The 17,239-nt window shown below is 49.0% G+C and carries 14 protein-coding genes; 6 read left to right on the forward strand and 8 right to left on the reverse strand.

Annotation, left to right across the window (positions count from 1 at the left end):
• Positions 1-4: 4 nt before the first annotated feature.
• Both B153_RS0125475 and B153_RS0125480 read left to right on the forward strand, forming a co-directional pair.
• Positions 5-436 (forward strand): response regulator, encoded by a 432-nt coding sequence (locus B153_RS0125475; RefSeq protein ID WP_020599577.1) that lies wholly within the window; start codon positions 5-7, stop codon positions 434-436.
• Complete coding sequence (locus B153_RS0125480) at positions 433-1,032, forward strand: biliverdin-producing heme oxygenase (protein ID WP_026262449.1); 600 nt, start codon at positions 433-435, stop codon at positions 1,030-1,032. Before B153_RS0125475 ends, B153_RS0125480 begins: the two co-directional genes overlap by 4 nt.
• 7 nt (positions 1,033-1,039) lie before the next feature.
• Here B153_RS0125480 and B153_RS0125485 read toward each other — a convergent pair whose 3' ends face one another.
• From B153_RS0125485 to B153_RS0125515, 7 genes are all read right to left on the reverse strand, one after another.
• On the reverse strand, positions 1,040-3,124 hold the full coding sequence (locus B153_RS0125485; RefSeq protein WP_020599579.1) for a PAS domain-containing sensor histidine kinase: 2,085 nt from the start codon (positions 3,122-3,124) through the stop codon (positions 1,040-1,042).
• A gap of 109 nt (positions 3,125-3,233) precedes the next feature.
• On the reverse strand, positions 3,234-3,788 hold the full coding sequence (locus B153_RS35890) for a low affinity iron permease family protein (protein WP_020599580.1): 555 nt from the start codon (positions 3,786-3,788) through the stop codon (positions 3,234-3,236).
• A 215-nt stretch (positions 3,789-4,003) separates the two neighbouring features.
• Entirely contained in the window at positions 4,004-5,410 is a 1,407-nt protein-coding gene (locus tag B153_RS0125495) for a thioredoxin family protein (protein ID WP_020599581.1), read from the reverse strand.
• Positions 5,411-5,423: 13 nt separating this feature from the next.
• Positions 5,424-6,401, reverse strand: a complete 978-nt coding sequence (locus B153_RS36920) for a helix-turn-helix transcriptional regulator (protein WP_020599582.1) — start codon at positions 6,399-6,401, stop codon at positions 5,424-5,426.
• Between the two features lie 144 nt (positions 6,402-6,545).
• Complete coding sequence (locus B153_RS0125505; RefSeq protein WP_020599583.1) at positions 6,546-6,893, reverse strand: hypothetical protein; 348 nt, start codon at positions 6,891-6,893, stop codon at positions 6,546-6,548.
• 86 nt (positions 6,894-6,979) lie between these two features.
• Positions 6,980-7,750, reverse strand: coding sequence for a PD-(D/E)XK nuclease-like domain-containing protein (locus B153_RS0125510; protein ID WP_020599584.1), 771 nt, complete (start codon positions 7,748-7,750; stop codon positions 6,980-6,982).
• Between the two features lie 111 nt (positions 7,751-7,861).
• Positions 7,862-8,500, reverse strand: a complete 639-nt coding sequence (locus tag B153_RS0125515) for a hypothetical protein (RefSeq protein ID WP_020599585.1) — start codon at positions 8,498-8,500, stop codon at positions 7,862-7,864.
• 260 nt (positions 8,501-8,760) lie between these two features.
• Here B153_RS0125515 and B153_RS0125520 point away from each other — a divergent pair, with 260 nt between their 5' ends.
• The 4 genes from B153_RS0125520 to galU all read left to right on the forward strand — a co-directional run bounded on the left by B153_RS0125520 (position 8,761) and on the right by galU (position 11,847).
• A complete protein-coding gene (locus B153_RS0125520; RefSeq protein WP_020599586.1) occupies positions 8,761-9,123 on the forward strand; it encodes a helix-turn-helix domain-containing protein in 363 nt (120 codons plus the stop codon).
• A 130-nt stretch (positions 9,124-9,253) separates the two neighbouring features.
• Positions 9,254-9,730 carry a hypothetical protein gene (locus tag B153_RS0125525; protein WP_020599587.1) on the forward strand — a complete coding sequence of 159 codons (477 nt, stop codon included), beginning with the start codon at positions 9,254-9,256 and terminating at the stop codon, positions 9,728-9,730.
• A 160-nt stretch (positions 9,731-9,890) separates the two neighbouring features.
• Positions 9,891-10,886 carry a mevalonate kinase family protein gene (locus tag B153_RS0125530; protein WP_020599588.1) on the forward strand — a complete coding sequence of 332 codons (996 nt, stop codon included), beginning with the start codon at positions 9,891-9,893 and terminating at the stop codon, positions 10,884-10,886.
• Between the two features lie 94 nt (positions 10,887-10,980).
• The gene (galU, locus tag B153_RS0125535; protein ID WP_020599589.1) at positions 10,981-11,847 is read left to right on the forward strand and encodes a UTP--glucose-1-phosphate uridylyltransferase GalU; all 867 of its coding nucleotides are present in this window, start codon (positions 10,981-10,983) and stop codon (positions 11,845-11,847) included.
• Positions 11,848-11,938: 91 nt separating this feature from the next.
• Here the strand turns inward: galU and B153_RS0125540 are convergent, their stop codons facing one another.
• On the reverse strand, positions 11,939-17,200 hold the full coding sequence (locus B153_RS0125540; RefSeq protein WP_020599590.1) for a CARDB domain-containing protein: 5,262 nt from the start codon (positions 17,198-17,200) through the stop codon (positions 11,939-11,941).
• Positions 17,201-17,239 lie beyond the last annotated feature (39 nt).

Raw genomic sequence — 17,239 nt, forward strand, 5'->3', positions numbered from 1 at the left:
TGGTATGGCAGATGTATTGTACATAGAAGACGATCCGAACGATGCGGATATATTTGGCCGATTGATGCAGAAACTGGATCGGCACATTACCTATATGGTCTTGTCCAGTGGCACCGAGGCTATCAACTACTTAATGGGAAAAGGGGCCTATCAGACTTTTCGCCCCCAGTTGCCCAAGCTGGTTTTGATGGATCTGAACCTGCATGGTATCAGTGGCTTCGACATTATTGAACAGGCCCGTGCTATCGACCGAACCCGGTTTCTGCCCATTGTGGCCTTCAGCACGTCGGATAGCCCCAGAGACATCCGATCCGCGTACGAGGCTGGGGTAAACGCTTACGTCATAAAGCCGGGAAGTTATCAGGCCACTCGGACGCTTATCGACCAATTGTGTGATTTCTGGCTGAATAAAAATACCCGAATCGATTATACATGATGACGTTGCTGGAACGACTGCGGTACGAAACCCAACCCCTGCATCTCCAAACCGAGACTTTATTTTATACCGAGGCTTTACAGAACGGCTCGCTCTCTACCGACCAATACACGCACCTGCTGCATACACATTTGCGTTTCCACCGGGGTTTAGAAGAGGCTATTGACCTTTATCCCGATTTTTTTCAGAAGTATAATCCCGATACACGCCGAAAAGCAGACTGGCTTCTGGCCGATCTTGCGCGGCTGAATGAGCCCATATCCCCCGTCGAACCGGATGCGTTTCGCCATTGGTCGCCGTATTCCTTATTAGGAGCGGCTTATGTAGGCGAGGGATCTATGTTGGGGGGAACGGTGATCTGGAAATGGCTACAGCAAAACCCGGCGGTTCTGCCCCTGCTCGACCAGGCCCGTTTTTTTCGGGGATACGGCCCCGCTACAGGAATCAACTGGAAACAATTTGGCGAATTCCTGACTTCGGTCGGTGATAACCAGCCCGATGAAGTTGTTGCAGGAGCCAAACAGGCTTTTACCGACTACCAGACCATGTTTCGGGCTCTGTCGGGTCTTTGTTTGCCCAGCCCTTGTCGTGCCTGAATGGGTATCAACTAGCTAGCATCGGCAGAAAAACCTTGAATATCGACCCCTGGTGGGGCTGGCTGCTCACATCAATTGCTCCTCCGTGGCTTTCGGCCACCCGCTGACAGATAGCCAATCCTATACCTGTTCCGGTATAAGAGCCTGTGTCGTGCAATCGCTGGAAAGGGGTGAAAATGCGGTCTTTGTACCGCTCGTCGAAGCCGATTCCATTGTCGGTAATCTTAATGAGCCAGAACGAGCTGGCTGGCTGATCCTGTAATCGGGACGGCAGCTCATCGGGGTTTGCTGCCTGCGCCGATACTTGAATAACAGGCCGTCGTTCGGTTGGGACAAATTTCAGGGCATTGGCAATCAGGTTCTGAAAAAGTTGCCGCAAACGGGACGAACTGCCCAGCACGGTGGGTAAATCGTCGATCGTTACGGTTGCGTTTTTTTCGGTGATGCTCATTTCCAGATCGTTGACAACGTCGTCCAGCACATCGGTAAGCGAAACCGGGGCGAATGGATCACGCTGAGTACTTAACTTCGAGTACGTCAGTAAATCTTTGATGAGTAACTGCATGCGTTGTGCTGATCGCTGAATCCGGTAAATCATGTCCGATTCGCCATCCGACAGGTTATCGGCAAACTGCGTTTTGAGCAGATCGCTGAACGACTGAATGCGCCGGAGGGGTTCCTGTAAATCGTGTGAGGCAATGTGAGCAAACTGCTGAAGGCTTTCGTTGGATCGTTTGAGTTCAGCATTTGCCGTTTTGAGTTCGAGAGCTTGTTGTTGGGCGGCCAGTTCGGTCTTTTTTCGCTCGGTTATGTTGTTGTAGGTAACGACCAGGCCATCCTCACCCTGTTTGACAGCCGACACTTCAAACCAGCCTTCCAGCCCAAACTCATCCCGATAGTATTGGGTACTCTGCCCCGCCTGCCCCGTTTCAACGACTCCGACATACAGGTCAAAAAAGCCATTTTCCTTGTTCCCCGGAAAGACGGTCAGCAGTGTACGGCCTATGATCTGTTCGGGTTCCATAAAATTACTGCGTATAACGGCCTGGTTGGCCGTATCCATCATAAAATCGACGATCTTGCCCGTGCTGTCCCGGATGGCCGTCATGGCGATAATACTGTTCAGAGAGGCATCCAGTATGGTTCGTAGGTGGTGGGTCTGCCGTTCCAGATTCTGGGTTTGTTCAACAACCAGTTGATGTAGCATCGCTTCATTGCGCTTGCTGTCGCTAATGTCGATTACGGTACCAATAAATTCCTGAGCGACCCCTTCCTGGTTGAACAATGCCTGTCCATTAGCCCTAATCCAGCGAAGCTGCCCATCTTCGATACCCACCGTTCGGTATTCGATAGCATAACGTCCCGTACTGCCTGGCCGTAGGGCTTCCTGTACAGCCAGGTCGGTGCGCTCCCGATCATCGGGGTGTAGCCCCTGCAGGAAAACTCCGTAATCGACATGCGCTGATGGCGAAAGTCCAAACAGTTCTTTGCAACGATCCGACCAGATCAGGGTTTGAGTAAGGGGATTAAAATCCCAGGTTCCTAGCTGGACGGAATCAATGGCGAGTCGAAGCCGATCTTCGGCCAATTGCGAACGCAACTCCGCTGTCTTACGCTCAGTCAGGTCGATTAGTATACCTGAAAAAGTAAGAGGCTGGTGTTGCGTATCGTACGTTGCCTGCCCACGGACAAGTACCCATTTACTGGCCTGGTTTGGGGTTAAGATGCGGTATTCTGCCTCGTACGTCCGGCCCAGCCGGATCGACTCTTCGATCAGTTGTAAAACCCGGTCGCGGTCGTCGGGATGAATGTTGTTGGTAAAGGTGCTTAGGGGGAGCCCATCTCTTGAGGTCTGCGTATCAGCTACATCGAACATGCGCAGCAGGTTAGGGTCGCCATATAGTTTATCATTGCCAATGTCCCAAAACCAGGTGGCAATAAGGCCAATGCTCAACGCCGTCTGGAACTGGTCGTACGATCGTCGCAATAAAGATTCTTCATCAGACAATAGCGGTGAAAATTGAGCAGCGGTCGGCTGATTCATACGTTGAATAAACTGATAATAGGGTGTGTCCAGAACGCTATGGTTCATAAACCAACTTTCTCACAGACTGTTCAGAGCGGTTTCTCCTGAATAGACTTGACCTGGTTCGTTTGGTCAATCTGATTCAAAAAAAACTGAGTGCATGGAGCTGCGAAAGCTATTGAGAGTCAGACGAAGGCGGTGTTTTTCGGCTGCTTCTTTTTTTACGTTCTGCCGCAGAAACGGTTGCATCACGGTCTCTAAGCCGATTTGATTTTAACAGATGAAAGTTTTCTACTTTTTCCTGGTGAATTTCTTCAGCTTCTTCGATTGAGTGCGATATAGAGAGGCTGGTTTCGGTTTTAGCCCGTTCGGCTAATTCGCCAAAAAAACGGTGCAGCGCCCGAATTTCGTCTTCCGACAGGTCTTCTACATTCAGCAGGCGGTTGCTGGCTTTTCGATTTACGGCAATCAGTTCGTTCAGTTTGACCTGCATAGCCAGTGAATCTTTATTCTGGGATTTCTGAATCAGAAAAACCATCAGAAACGTAATGACCGTGGTGCCGGTGTTGATGACCAGTTGCCAGGTGTCGGAATACCCGAAAATAGGCCCGGTAATAATCCAGATAAGAATGGTGAGGAAGGCTAACAGAAATGCCGTAGATGAACCCGTGACTTGTGTGGCTTTTGAGGCAAACCGTTCGAACGGCCCTGCATTTGGATTGGTAAACATAGGAGTTGGGAATTAAAACAGGGAAGTTCCGGCTAATTCATGGATTCACGGTGTTATGGGAGATTAAAATTACAGCTCAACAGGTTAAGACTTTTTAAACGATACGACAATTGAGGACCGTGTAAAGTAAGTTCGATGTCATTTATTCCCCACGTTCTGTACAGAACGTGGAATAGGCTGGATTGCCTAGTCGGCCGATTAAAAAAAACTGCCCGTTACGGAGTCATCTTTCGGTACTCGCTCTCGTATTCGTCGGTAGACCAGCCTGCTTTTTGGGCCTCGTCGATGGCTTGTTTCTGATTGGTCAGGGCTTCCTGCTTCCGGTTGAGTTTATAAAGCAGTTGGGCGTAGGTGTGCAGCGATTCGGGCGAGCGGTAAAGAACCAGCGATCGTTCGATCCAGCCGATGGCTGCCTGCCAGTTGCTCGTCGATGTCCCTTGCTGGCGGTAGGTATCGGCCAGTTCGTACAGCGAAAGTGCCACTTTCCTCGACATGATCCGGTCATGCATTGGCTTGTCGGCCAGGATGCTGGATAATCGGTTCTTTATCGAATCGGGCATAAAAGGCAGCATATTCTTTAGGCGAACCGAAGCAAGAGAATCGGATTTGTGTAGTTCCGTAACCGACTGATTCATCAGGGGCTGAGCCACAGATTCTGCCATTGCCTGGTAGCGATTAAAGTTTTTGGTCTGCTTATAAAACATTAATCGGTAGGTAGTAGCTGCTTCCTCCTTCATCGGCTCCGTTCGCAGCATGAACGGATTGGTCGAAGTGGTATTTCGTTCGCTATTGACAATTACTTTTTCAAGTAGTGTCTCGTCGTTGGTCGAAACGGCCTGCTTAAAGTCACTATCCAGCGTGCGATAGAACGCTTTGAATAGGGTTGTGGCCAGGTTTCGTTTGACCGGATCGGATGAAAGTGCCGGTGGTCGGTGACGGATCAAAAAATCGAACGCCTGCGAATCCGATGTCTGGAGGTTATTGGCCACAAAAGCCAGAGTTTCCGTAGCTGTTCGACTGGAGTCGGGCAGGGTAGTCAGGTACACATCGAGCACGTCGCTGGTAGGCCGGGCGAGAGACTGACGTAACGCCAGGTACTTTTTTAGAAATTCGGGGTCGCGTCGGCCATTTACAAACTCCTTATCGCCTTTGGCCAGGGTTGCTTTCAACTGCGGAATACGCAGAACATGGTTTACCTGATCGAGCATGCCAATGATGCCGCCATAGCCTACAGCCCGGTGGATCAAAGCGCCATCGGGTGCGATGTAGAGCGCGGTCGGATAACTGCCCACGGCATAGCGTTTGGCAATATCGATCCCCTCGCCTTTTTCGGCATCTGCCTGGTAGTTAATGAAGTGAACATTGAAAGCCGCCCCTATTTTCGGGTTCGGAAACGCTTCTTTGGCCATGCGCTTGCAAGGGGGGCACCAGGTTGTGTATACATCGACAAATACGGGCTTGTTTTGTCGCTTCGCTTCGGCCAGTACCTGCTGCCAGGAACCTTTGAAGAACCGAATGCCGCCTACTGGCTCGTCGGGAATAAGGGGTCGGCTGTAGGTAGGTAGGGTAAGCGTAAAGGCCAGAAACGAATAAAGGACTAGTCGGTAAAAGGCTGATCGCATAAAAGGGTGTGATTTATCGCTTGCCGCTGAGTTGACCCGGTAAATAACCGAATTTTCGTTTGAAAGCCGACGAAAAATGATGCGTTTCGCTGTAACCGAGTCGGCTGGCTACTTCGCCAACCGTGCAGCTGGTATCCCGAAGTAGTTGCCGGGCATACGTCATCCGAAGGTCGTTCAGATACCCAAAGACCGTGGTGCCCAACACCTCCCGAAAACCTTTTTTGAGTTTATAATCGTTCAGGCCTACCGAACGGCAGAGTTGCAGGAGCGTGTAGGAACCTAGCGGGTCGGTTTCGAGCAAGGTTTTTACAGCCATGATCTTCTCTATGTCGCGGGGAGGTAATGAGGAGACTTTGTGTTGCTGGATAGTATCGAGCTGGTCAATCTGCTGGCGAAATACGTCGAGCACAGTTAGCTCAAGGTACAGTCGTTTGAGCGGCTTTTGGGGGTGGTGAGCTATCAACCCGGCCAACTGAATCTGTAAGGCGGGTGGTATACTCCTATTCCGTTCCGACAGAAGGATGGCCTTTCGTTGACGGATGTGGTTAAACAGTTTATGGCAAGTAGGCGAATTTTCATCGACCAAGCGGCTTACAAAAGTTTCCGTTAGTTGGATGCCTACATACCGATGGCGGCCAACCGCCACACGACTGCGCAGATCGGTATAAGGTCGGTAGCTCAGATTGTGCTGGGCGGAGGCAAACCGCACGGGCGTAGCTGACTCATATTCGGTTTGCCCCTGCAACTGAAAGATCATTTCGACCGATCCAAAATCTTCAGTCGTCGAAATGGTATCGCTTTGCCGCGTCTGGAAATCGCCATAGTGGATGCGAACACCCTGGAAACAAATCTCGTTTAACTCACCCTCCGAAACCTCGTCGGCCAGTTTGATACGGTTTTCGGAATAGCCTGCATGAGGGTGAAATTCAGGTGGATAATTGCGCCTGAACTCGTCGAAATAACAGCCGTAGTTTTTCGAAATGATTTCCATATAACGAAGCTACACCGAAACGCTGGCCTGGCCAAATTGAACTATTATCCGTACCTGAGATGAGTTTAATCGCAGTTCTTTAGAAAATAAAAAGACCGGTCTTATGCACAGGCCGGTCTTTTTGCTTTAGAGCGATCGATTGGATTATTCCATCCACATTACTTTTTCATAAGCGATTTCATAGTCCATTTCCTGGAGTGGGATCAGTCCGGCAAAATGGCCTGTTTCGTCCGTTTTTACGGCATTCCAGCCGCCTGTTGCATCCCGTAGCAGTAGCCGATAGCCATACAGCGGATGTAAGGTATTGCTGTCGGTTCGATGGTCCCACCCGGTTTGTAATTCAATGGCGAAACCAATCCGTTCCATCACCTCATCCATTTGAGTGGTCAGGCTGTCGGTGCCGTCCAGCTCTTCAATCCAGAGCACCAATCCATCGGTACCCCAGTCGAAGTGAAGGGGAGTCGAAGTGAGGTTGATTATTGAAGCATTCATAACGTTTTGTAGGTTTGGCAGAGGGCTAGGGGCTAAGAGCCGAGAATAAGGTTTACCCTCCGCCCCTGGCCCCATACTCTATGCGGTTAAGCACTCATGCTCCAGGCAGGTGTCACGAGCGGTAAGGCCTGCTGTTCGTCATGCCATTTACGTAGCCAGAAGCGGTATTTTTTGCGACCATAGTCCAGAAAACCGGGTATGGAACTTGCATCAACGGCAAATAGCCGATGAGGGCGTTGTTTCATAATGCCAACGAACACAAACCGAAACTGGCGCGTATTGTCCCATTCCCGGCTATCGGCATGGCGAAGGCTATCGATGTAAAAAGCGGCCTGCCGATCGTAGTCGTAGGTATAGCAGGATTCCAGAAACTGAGCCTGCGAACGGGCAGAGGTGGTTTTAAGGTCAATGATCAGCGCATTTCTTCGTTTAGGACTGGTATACACCATATCGAGCCGGGCTTTGCAGGCTACTCCCGTTGCGGGGTCGGTCGATAAAATGATGCGCTCCCGTTCCGAAAGCCGTAGATAGCGTCGGCAAAACGTATCTTGCCGGATGGTCTTCATAAGTGTCTGTAGCTGTTTGCTCTGTGCCGGAGCCAGTTCGTCGGTAGGTAGTGGGCTGGCTGGATCGATTAAATCGGGTAGCAGTTGGGCCATCACCGTACCGACGGATTCGGGTTCGAGTAAGTGCTGATGAAAAGCCCGGCCAAACACTTTTGTTTTCTCGGAAATAAACCGGGCCGATGGGGTAGACCAATAACCCAGGTGTTCTTCTTTCAGGCGCGTCAGGTCGGAGTTTGACACCCGTAAGATCGAGCGATAATGATCACCAGCGCCAACAGATTGACTAAGCATACTTGATGGATCTAAGTTGAGTATGTGGACCAGCAAAAGTGTGGTGTAATGGATTGAGCAACAGCCAATAGGCTGAGATGCTCTTTCCACTACACCACCTTTTAATGAAACCTAACCAATTGGCAGCAATTCGTGCTCGTCGGTTGGGTTTAGGAATGGGTTGTAATAGTTCATCGCCGTTTTGATATTGGCAATGTCGGTCAGCGTTTCCTGGCGGAAAACTTTGACATCCTGAGCAAACTGCTTGAGTTCAGCCGTTTTTTCGGGATCCCCATTCTTGTATGAGAACGTGGCAATGTAATACACACCCTTTGGCTGCGACTTAGTGTATTCTTTCTTCTCGGCAACGGCCGTAACAACCACATCGGCCAGCGTAAGGTCGTCGTAATAAAGCGGTTCGATCAGGCGGAAAATGTTGTCGACAGAATACCCATGAAAAAGGACCGCCGAAACGCAGTTGTTTTCGTCGATAAAAAAGAGTTCGGCCCAGTTCTTGGTCCCCATGTTCAGAATGTTGTCGGTGAAGATCCGCCAGGCAATTGGTTGAAAGGTAAGGGTACGGCCCAACTTCTCGGTCCCGTTGATATTGAACACACCTTCTTTGGCATCAAACCGGTACTGACGGGGGTGTCCTTCCAAATATTTGTACTTATTTACCACTTCACCAGTCAATTCGTGAATTTTTTGATACGGTTTAAGGGGGGTACCGCTTTGAATTGTCGAAAGTTGGTTTTTGTTTTGTGTGTTCATTAGTATTTGTTGTTTACTGTTCAAGCAGGGGACCCGTGTTGCGGTCCCTTTTGCCTTTTCTAGGGGCACTGTTTACGATTTAAATATACATAGTTTTGTGTAATTAACAAAGGTATTTTTTGGCCTTTTTGCGATTATTTTACAGGGTTATATGTAGTATTAGGAGCGAGGAGTGAGTAATGGGAGAAAAAGCTCGCGTCCGTAACTCCTAGTACGCACTCCTCGCTCCTAATACTATTTTTATAAATCATTTATTTTTTATGACCATTCACCTACGCTTGCAGCAACTTATTGATTCACTAGATATTAGCGTACTCGAATTTTCCCGTAAACTGGGTGAGCATCGGGGCGAAAAAGTATACCATATCTTGCATGGTCGATTAAAGCCCCGTTTTGATACACTCGAAAAAATTCTGATTGCCTTTCCGCAGGTAAATGGCGATTGGCTGCTGCGGGGCGAAGGGCTGATGTTTAAGACGCTGAGTTCGCCGTCGGCAGCCATCACGACCGAAGAGCGCCTTCGTAACGTTGAGTTCCTGCTTTTTCAGCTCAACGAACGCGTAGCTCTGCTTCAGCAAACAAATGATGAGTTACTGGCCGAGCTAAGAGGGCAAAGGGCTTAGGGCAAAGGGCTTAGGGCAAAGGGCAAAGGGCATAGGGATAATAATTCCCCCCCCCTTTGCCCTTCCCCCTAAGCCCTTTGCTAAACATCCTCCTCCAATCCCGTGTTATAGCTAAAAAACACTTAACGCTATGGCAACTACATCACCATTCGACCCCGAAAAAGTAGATCCTGATTTTTATTCAAAAGATCCTAACCAGCATGGTACGTCTGATTTCGGCCGTGAATCAGAAGGTGTGGGAACAAATGCCTATAAAGACTCGACTTCAGGCATGGATATGGATAGTGAAAATATGCAAATAACGCACGATACCCGCGAAGCGAACCTGGGTGTTGGTCGGGCAGGTGAACCGCACAACCAGAGCCTTGGCGGTACGCAGGAGTGGGACGTCGATGCCGACGCTATTTCGGAAGTACCTAAAGGGCATATGATGAGCGATGAAGCCGCCAGCAAACTGAGCGAGGTGGCTGAAAATCCATCTGACGATGCGCTCCTGCACCGCGCCGATGCGACCTATCTGGAAGAGGGTGACAACCCAAATGAGGGCTATGATCCTCACCACGTTGGGTACGACGATAAAAACAAAACGGATGTGAGCAAATCCTAAGCGATGCGCTACACCAGATAGTGCCTGAGTGGCCAGTTAATAAACTGGTCACTTTTTTTGTTAGGTTACGGCACATGCAGGAAGGTTTTTACTAGGATTCTTTCGTAAACTTGTCGGCTAATTGTTTGATTAAACTGGCGGCCCGTAGCCGCTTCCTGTCTTGCTGATCGAAACCCGTGCATACGCTCGGGCGGGATTGCTCGGTAACCCGTCCGATGGATTTTTTGGTAAAACCATTGCCATTTCTGTTCGAAACTTCGGAGCGTCAGTAACGCTTTATCCGTCGCCCGAACTTCATATTGAACCGCAGCCACAGGATACGAACGTTTTTCGGAGCCTTCATCATCTGCGCGATTCGGTTAGTATGCTGGGCTACCATGGGGGAGTCCCACTCCTGAAAGCGGCTATCAAGAAATTTGCCGAATACTGCGAGAAAGAGAATATCCGGCTTCCCAATCAGAACTTCTCGATTCGTTACAATACATCCATTCCCCGTCAAGTGGGCTTATCTGGCTCCAGTGCCATTATCGTAGCGACGTTCCGGGCGTTGATGCAGTTCTACAATGTAGACATCCCTTTGCCTGTATTACCCAATCTGGTGCTGGCAACCGAAACCGATGAGCTGGGCATAACAGCGGGTTTGCAGGATCGGGTCATTCAGTGCTACGAAGGCTGTGTCTATATGAACTTCGACAAAGCCATTATGGACCAGCAGGGGCATGGTGCCTACGAACCGCTGGATTCGCGGCTGCTGCCCAAATTATACATTGCCTACAATACGGATCTGGGTAAACAGTCGGGGCAGGTGCATAATGATGTCAAATCGCGCTGGCTCAAAGGAGAGCCCGTCGTGGTCGAAACCATGAGTGCCATTGCCGACGTAGCCCGCCAGGGGCGTGAAGCCATGCTCCAGCGCGATACAGAAGCACTGAATGCACTGGTAAACCGTAATTTTGATTTGCGGGCGCAGATTTACAACATCAGCGATCGAAACCGCAGCCTGATCGAAACGGCCCGTTCCTGTGGGGCATCGGCCTCCTTCACCGGCTCAGGCGGCTCCATCATTGGCCTCTACCGCGACGATGCCATGCTGAATCGACTGTTTGTATCCCTAAAGAAAATTAACGCCCGCGTGATAAAGCCATACGTAGTTTAAATTGGCGAAATAGTGAAAGAGTGAAGGAGCGAAACCTGTCGGATAAACGCTCTTTCACTCTTTCACTATTTCGCTCTTTAATTCGCTCTTTAAAATGATAAAGAAAGCCGTTATCCCTGCTGCCGGATTTGGAACCCGGTTTTTGCCTGCTACCAAGGCACAGCCCAAAGAAATGCTACCCATCATCGACCGCCCTACTATTCAGTACGTGGTGCAGGAAGCCGTTGATTCGGGTATTGAAGATATTCTGATTATTACGGGAAAGGGCAAACGTGCCATTGAGGATCATTTCGACCGTAATCACGAACTGGAAGCCCGACTGGAAGAGAAAGAAGACCAGTTGCTACTCGATGAAATGCGTCGCCTGTCGGACATGGCCACCCTGCATTACGTACGGCAACGGGAACTGAATGGTCTGGGCGATGCGATTCGGTACGCGAAGCACCACGTTGGTAACGAGCCATTTGCCGTATTGCTGGGCGACACCATCATGGATTCGGTGATTCCGGTAACCCAGCAACTGATCGATACGTACGCGCAATATGGTGGTTCGGTGATTGCGGTTGAAGAGGTGCCGCATGATAAGGTAAACCGTTACGGTATTGTTGGGGGCAAATCGCTGAGCGACCGCATCCTGGAACTGAGTACGCTGGTTGAAAAGCCATCGGTCAGCGATGCTCCCTCCAACCTGGCTATTGCAGGGCGGTATATTCTGACGCCCGAAATTTTTACGATGCTGGAGCAAACCCCGGCGGGTAAGAATAACGAAATTCAGTTGACCGATGCGATGCTGCTACTTCTGAAGCGGGAGAACCTGTACGCCCATTGTATCGAAGGCAAGCGGCACGACATTGGCAATAAGCTCGATTTTCTGAAAACAACCGTCGAATTTGCCCTGAAGCGTCCCGAATTTGCCGACAAGTTCCGGGCCTTTTTAGAAGAGATTCTGGCGAAGGAGTAGAACGTGAAAAAGTCATAAAAATGGGAGGGAGAAAAGGAACAGTTGCGTGTACTCCTTTTCTCCCTCCCATTTTTATAGCCTTCCGTTGTTCTTATCTTACCCGTACGCTGACCGTTGCAGTGTCATCTTCCCCATTGGTGTAGCCGTTGCCCGGTGTCGAGTCGGGGTCGGCTATATCCGTGTCGAGAATCTGGGCCTGAATGGCGCCACCGGCGGCTGGCTGCCATTTGAAGAATACCGTAGCCGACTTTCCCGCAGCCAGCGTATTTATGTAGATTTTATAGGTCTGGCTATTGACTGGTATCCAGCCTACAGGACTCTGAGAGCTGAATGAACCGTTGGGTAAAACGACCTGAACTACAATCGATGAAGCTGCCGATCCCCCTTGGTTCGCTATGGTTAAACTGGCACTGACAAGCTCCGAAACGGTAGGGGTTTCTTTGTCCACCCACATCGATAGGCTCAAATCGGCTGTATTGGGGCTTGTACTCGGCTGATTACTCTGTACAGTGGGTAAGGGTACCTGATTTGGATTAGTTGAGGCAACGAGTGCACCGCCTACAGGCGTGCGAATGTCGACTGTAACGGCATCATCCTGGCCATCACCCGTACCGGAGTTGGGTTGGCTATCGGGGTCGGGCGTTTGAGTAGCTGTAACCTGGGCCGACGTAAGAAAAACGCCAGGCTGTGTAGGGGTGGCCTGGAAACTGACGATGCTTTGGTTATTGGCCAGAATGCTTCCCAGGTTGGCCGAAACGACACCGTTGGCAAAACTGACTCCCGGCGAGCTGGTACTGACAAACGATAAGCCTGAAGGGAGTAAACTGCTCAGTTGAACTCCCTGTGCATTGTCAGGGCCTGAATTATTAGCTGTCAATGTGTAAGTAATCAGATCGCCCACATTAGGGGTTCGGTTGCTAACGGCCATATTGAGTGCAACATCAGCACTGCCTGTTCCCACCGACACACTCGCCTGTCCCGACACCGTTCCTAATCCACAGGCATTGACTAAAGAGGCAATTTGATAGGTAGTCGTGCTAGTTGGTGAAACTGAAACAAGCGTCGGATTCTGGTACGTAGCCGTCACCGATTGCCCATTAGAGAGCGTAAACGACCAGGGTGCAGGCCCCGTAAATGAAACGGGCAACCGTGCCGACTGCCCACTGCTAATGAGTGCATTGCCACTTAGACTAGCCGTGGTTGGCTCACCAATTTTTACCTCAACCGGGTCAGATTCGGCCGTGCAAGAACCATTCTGGTTAACAACTGTGTAAATTCCTGATTGGGTAGCGTAGAATTGAGTGCTTGTTGCTCCAGGAATAGCTACACCGTTTCGCTTCCATTGTAAGTAACCCATATATAAACTCGCCGTTAACAGCAAACTGTTATTCTGGCAGAGTTGAGCGCTAGTGGGAGAAATTGTAACAACGGATTTTGAGGTATTGCCATTTTTGATGCTAACATAGATTTCTTTTGACAAGCCTGTGCAACTTCCATTAGTTACCCGTACAGAATAGAGGCCAGATTGAGTCGTCACTATCCCACTGTATGTCTCCCACTCTAAGAGTATTCCATTTCTGTACCATTGATATTGATAACCACTTAGTGTGAATGTCTCATTGACATAAGGATTAGCGTCGGTGCATGACTCACCAGTAGCAGCTGCAGACCAGTTAAGAGTTAGTGAAGGTTGTATGGCATTAGTGAACGTGAGCGATACAGGTAATGATATTGCCACACAATTCCCACGTGTCAATTTTAAAGTATAATTTCCTGATGTATTTGCTGAATAACTTGAGCCAGTAGCTCCAGCTATATCTATTCCATCTTTTTGCCACTGAAAATTACCGCTGTAGAAGACATTTGTGCTTAAGGTACGTATTTCACCAGGGCAAGCTGATTTGCTGGCAAATTTGTAGGATATACTAGGCTGGAGTTGATTAGCCACTCGAATACTGACAGCATTACTAAACGTTTGGCAAGTGCCTTGCTTAAGTAGAAATGAGTAGGTACCGGGTTGATTAGCCCATATATACTGGTATGTCTCATAAGGTATAGCTACACCATTTCGATACCATTGGATTGTAAAATCATTTCGAAGTGTGGAACCATTTATACTATGAACATCTGCATAGATCAGACTAGACAAATTCGATCCAGTGCAGATGAGTGAGTCTCCAGGTGATGCTAAATAAGCATTGGCATAGAGTGAGCGGCCAAACTGAAAATAAGATGAGGATGAAGTGGTAGAACAACTTCCATCGGTTACACGGTGGGCGTACGTTCCCGTTTGCGTGGCAGTATACGAATAACTAGTAGCACCTGCTATGTCTACCCCATCACGTGTCCATTGAAAAGTAGCATTATTGCCAGCATAACTAGCTTGAATTTTTAATGGATGATCATCACATTGGGGCTCCCCTAATGCACTTGAAATAATAGAGCTATAGATGCTACTTTGTCCATAAAGTGTATAATTGTTACTTGTAGCCAAACATCCTGCCTGTTTAGCAGCTACGGTGTAAGTACCCGCCTGCTGGGCTACGAAGGTAGAAGATGTTGTAGTACTAACAACACTTCCATTCCTGAACCACGTATAACCCTCCGCTGTTAGCGTATTTGAATTTGTAGTACTGGTAAACGCATAAAGAGTTATCTGCCCATCGGTGCAAACGGAGCCTCCATTACCATACCAATTCACAAAAATACTTCTGTCATAAAGATTTGTACTCCCCAGATTTCCAATAGCTAAAGCACTACTTAGATTGCTCTCAATATTGGGAGTAGTTGCAATTATTTTTAGCTGATAGTTGGTTCCATAGGGTAGCGCACTATATCCACTTGGCAAGGTGATAGAGACAGGACTTGTGGTGCTGCCCCCAATTTTGCGTGGACTGATAAAGCTTCCAGTCGCATCAGATAACCATACCTCAAATGCATTCCCTGTTCCAAAAGCTGGGCCTGCCGTAGTGAATGATACGGTAAATGTATTTCCGGCACAGAGAGTTGTGTTGGAAATACTGGCAATAGAGATGGTAGGGCTTGAGTTTGGAATCACAAATGCATCGGTCGACCAGACTCCCCGGCCCCTGGTGGCGGCCGTGATGCGCCCATCTGATGCTCGGTAGCGTAATTGATTGATCCGGAACCCTCCCCCCATACCGCTGCCGCTAAATCCCCAGCCTGGGTTAGCTGTTGTAATATCATCGGTCGACCAAATTCCCGCATCCGTTCCAAGAAGGACTTGTTTGCGGTTTTGTGGATTAAATAAGGCTGATTGGACAGGGACATCAGGCAAGCCATAATTACTCTGATCCTTTCCTGTCCAGCTTATACCTCCGTTGGTTGTGTACCAGACCGACTGGATACCAAAGTTTGACAAGGTGACGAGTAGTTCATCGTCAGTAGCGCCTACATCAATGCATGAAATCGTTGAGTACTGTGGAAATGCTCCATTATCGATAGCTGTGACGGTAGGTGTAGCTTGATTTAGGTTCGTGATCCGGTAGAGCTGACTTGAACCCGTACCCATAAACAGTTTAGTCCGGTCGGCATTAAGCTTTAAATAACTGGCCAGATTGGTAACACCTGTAAGCGTCAATGTAGTGGTTTGAGGTGTGCTATTAACGCCAGTAACCTTCTTTATAAATGTCTGACTATTCGAATTATCGGCTGCGTATAGGGTGTTAGAGGGACTATCGTAATCGCTGGGAATGGGCGAAGTTGAATAATAGGAGTTTATTGAGGTAAGTAGTGTGGTAGTACCAGATGGGTTATTGCGATAGAATGCACCCAATGTCTCAGAAATCTGAACTGAAGCATCCTCTTCGTCAATGAAAGTCATGCCCGGATAGGTAATAAATGCTAATAAATTACCTGCTGCAATACTCGCTGAGGCCATTTGGGCAAAACCCACCCGACGAACACCTGCCAGCAAGTACGTGTCACCTGGTGAAGATCGCATCGAAACGGAACTTATATCACTTCCACGATAACCAATGTGCCTACTATCGATTGCAGGAGTAGTTATGGTGTTATTTCCCCAATTGGTTGACCAGTAAACGCTATTGTCGTTTATCAAAGCGGCACTTGTTCCGGTACCAGGCTGAAAAAAAAGCCCTTGTTGATACGAGGAAAAATAGGTCAGTTGATTACCCCAGGAGGTTCCGCCATTTATTGAGCGAAACCAATCATAACTACCTGCGTAAATTGTATTGGCATCTGTTGGATGAACTAGTAAATTCAATGCATAATATCCATTGCCATACGTAAAATAATCACCCCAGCCCAAGGTAGGAATCGTTAAATCGGTCCAGGTAGTGCCGCCATCCGTACTTTTCTTGAACCACTTTATATCCTTCCCATAGCTGCTCGAATTATACGCTCGGGATACGCCATAAACAACCTGAGAGCTACCGCTTGTTGTGGGGGCCAGCGCTAACTCAGTCCGCTCGCCACCTGATGCCCCAGTTGGGGTAATTTCGGTCCAAGTAGTACCGGCAGTATTCGTCGATTTAAACACCCGACTCGGATTGAAACTGGCGTATAAAACGCCATCGCTGGCCAGTTCAAGGTCCGTAGCCATATCGTTGTTGTAGTTGCCTGTTACATTGCTCGCGCCAATTCCCTGATTAGGAGCCAGTACATACTGCCAGCTTGTGCCACCGTCTATTGATCGAAAGATGCCCAGCCGGGTAGCGGCAAATACATAGCCGTTGGCATTGACCACAATACGTTGGATATACCCAAAACCATAGGCTAGTGACGGGTATGTACTACCCGGTATTGTACTGCTGAGTCGTGCCCAGGTAGTGCCGCCATTGGTTGTTTTCCAGATTCCACCGCCTGTTATATACCCATATCCATCGCCCGTACCGGCATACATCACCTGTGGGTTCGATGGATCAGCGGCCAGGGCTGTGACTGCCATGTTTTCCCAGGAGTCACTGGCTGGCGTCCAGCCCGCGTTTGAATCCGTGATGTCATTGGTATACCAAAGGCCACCCAATGGACTACCGATCCATACTTTTTTGTGCGTAACGTCATTTGGGTCAAACAGGAGTGTACGGGTCCGGCCACCTAAATTACTGGGGCCGCGTTCCTGCCAGGTAATGTTCGGAATGGCCGTTCGTGCTCCGGCTGCTTTCCGGTTAATTTGCTGGCGGGCTTCGTCCAGTCGTTCATAAGGAACCCGTTTCAGGAGCGGGTCCATTAACCGGCGTTCTTCTTCTTCGGCTATCCGACGAAGTGTATCTCGGTTGTCAGTTGGCGTTAAGGTTTGTGAATAGGTTAATAAGGGGGAAGTAATCAGAAGTGCAGAGATGAGCAGTCGTCGGAACGTAGATAGAAGCATGAAAAATAAGTTACGGATACGTATTCGTTAATGGATGAT

Origin of the sequence: Spirosoma panaciterrae DSM 21099, assembly GCF_000374025.1 — a bacterium.
GTDB lineage: Bacteria > Bacteroidota > Bacteroidia > Cytophagales > Spirosomataceae > Spirosoma > Spirosoma panaciterrae.

What these genes read in the sequence shown, in the direction of transcription:
- B153_RS0125505 (WP_020599583.1), bottom strand. Translation starts at nt 6,893, where the DNA reads ATGAATGCTTCAATAATCAACCTCACTTCGACTCCCCTTCACTTCGAC.
- B153_RS0125515 (WP_020599585.1), bottom strand. Translation starts at nt 8,500, where the DNA reads ATGAACACACAAAACAAAAACCAACTTTCGACAATTCAAAGCGGTACC.
- B153_RS35890 (WP_020599580.1), bottom strand. Translation starts at nt 3,788, where the DNA reads ATGTTTACCAATCCAAATGCAGGGCCGTTCGAACGGTTTGCCTCAAAA.
- B153_RS0125510 (WP_020599584.1), bottom strand. Translation starts at nt 7,750, where the DNA reads ATGCTTAGTCAATCTGTTGGCGCTGGTGATCATTATCGCTCGATCTTA.
- B153_RS0125525 (WP_020599587.1), top strand. Translation starts at nt 9,254, where the DNA reads ATGGCAACTACATCACCATTCGACCCCGAAAAAGTAGATCCTGATTTT.
- B153_RS0125485 (WP_020599579.1), bottom strand. Translation starts at nt 3,124, where the DNA reads ATGAACCATAGCGTTCTGGACACACCCTATTATCAGTTTATTCAACGT.
- B153_RS0125480 (WP_026262449.1), top strand. Translation starts at nt 433, where the DNA reads ATGATGACGTTGCTGGAACGACTGCGGTACGAAACCCAACCCCTGCAT.
- B153_RS36920 (WP_020599582.1), bottom strand. Translation starts at nt 6,401, where the DNA reads ATGGAAATCATTTCGAAAAACTACGGCTGTTATTTCGACGAGTTCAGG.
- B153_RS0125495 (WP_020599581.1), bottom strand. Translation starts at nt 5,410, where the DNA reads ATGCGATCAGCCTTTTACCGACTAGTCCTTTATTCGTTTCTGGCCTTT.
- B153_RS0125520 (WP_020599586.1), top strand. Translation starts at nt 8,761, where the DNA reads ATGACCATTCACCTACGCTTGCAGCAACTTATTGATTCACTAGATATT.
- B153_RS0125475 (WP_020599577.1), top strand. Translation starts at nt 5, where the DNA reads ATGGCAGATGTATTGTACATAGAAGACGATCCGAACGATGCGGATATA.
- B153_RS0125540 (WP_020599590.1), bottom strand. Translation starts at nt 17,200, where the DNA reads ATGCTTCTATCTACGTTCCGACGACTGCTCATCTCTGCACTTCTGATT.
- galU (WP_020599589.1), top strand. Translation starts at nt 10,981, where the DNA reads ATGATAAAGAAAGCCGTTATCCCTGCTGCCGGATTTGGAACCCGGTTT.